The sequence below is a fragment of the Oleiphilus sp. HI0117 genome, from assembly GCF_001635235.1.
Genome location: NZ_LWGA01000283.1, coordinates 1 through 1,210, shown reverse-complemented (window position 1 = coordinate 1,210; position 1,210 = coordinate 1). Strand labels below are relative to the sequence as shown.

1 protein-coding gene and 1 pseudogene are annotated in these 1,210 nt (G+C 45.5%); both read left to right on the top strand.

Going from position 1 to position 1,210, the window contains the following annotated elements:
* The first annotated feature begins 186 nt into the window (after positions 1 to 186).
* Positions 187 to 966 carry a twin-arginine translocase subunit TatC gene (tatC, locus tag A3757_RS03630; RefSeq protein WP_068510193.1) on the top strand — a complete coding sequence of 260 codons (780 nt, stop codon included), beginning with the start codon at positions 187 to 189 and terminating at the stop codon, positions 964 to 966.
* A 7-nt stretch (positions 967 to 973) separates the two neighbouring features.
* Positions 974 to 1,210: pseudogene (locus A3757_RS03625) on the top strand (16S rRNA (uracil(1498)-N(3))-methyltransferase); the annotation flags it as partial.

Genomic DNA, 1,210 nt, shown 5'->3' with positions numbered 1-1,210 from the left:
GAATACCGTTAAAGACGCCCTCAAAGAAGCTGAAGAGTTCGAGCCCTTACCAAGAGATGAGTATGACAAGCTGTTTCAGGCACCAAAAGAGCCTGATTCGTCAAAAGACCTTCAAAGCAATACGCAAAACGACAAGCCTAAGCAGTCATAACATGGCCTCCGTAATAAGCTAAGCATAGTAAAGACATGAGTAAGACTTCTGACAACGCAACTGAAAACGACACTGTAGTCGACCAAGGCCAGCCTCTAATCAGCCATCTGATAGAATTGCGCACACGCCTCCTGCGTTCTGTGCTTTGCGTTATATTGATCTTCGCAGGCCTTTACTATTTTGCCAACGATATCTACCTGATTGTCTCAGAGCCACTTAGGGTCTTTTTACCCGAAGGTAGCACCATGATCGCGACCGATGTCGCATCACCCTTCTTTACCCCCTTCAAACTGGCTCTAATGACGGCACTGTTTATATCAATGCCTTATGTGCTCTTTCAAATATGGGGTTTTATCGCACCTGCACTCTATGAGAACGAAAAACGGCTCGCCTATCCTTTACTGCTATCGAGCATAATATTGTTCTATCTCGGCATGGCATTCGCTTACTTTGTCGTCTTTCCTTTAGTGTTTGGCTTTTTCACCAGTGCCGCACCTGAAGGCGTCACTGTAATGACCGATATCAGTCGCTATCTTGACTTCATTCTAAAGCTATTCTTCGCATTTGGTTTAGCCTTCGAAATCCCAATCGCAACCATTATTTTGGTTGCGGCAGGTATTACCAGCTCAGCTAGCCTAAGTGAAAAACGCCCTTACATCGTGGTTGGCTGCTTCGTTATCGGTATGTTATTGACGCCTCCAGATGTTATTTCGCAAACTCTTTTAGCAGTTCCAATGTGGGCTCTCTTTGAAGTCGGAGTGCTGTTTTCAAAACTCGTCGAAAAGAAGCGCAACGAAGAACCTGTAAGCGAATAACAATTAGATGAACCTGCTACTGTTATTCCCCGAAAATATGCACAGCGAAACACTGGCTGAGATTTCCGGTCGTCAACTCGAACATATGCATGAGACTCTAAAGTCAAAAGTTGGAGATAACATACGCGTTGGCCTGCTCAATCAGCAAATTGGCCTAGCCACTATTACAGCTCTCACTACGGAGTCTGCCAAACTCGATATCGAGTGGCAAAAAGAAGCGCCCGCACCACTCCCCTTAACACTC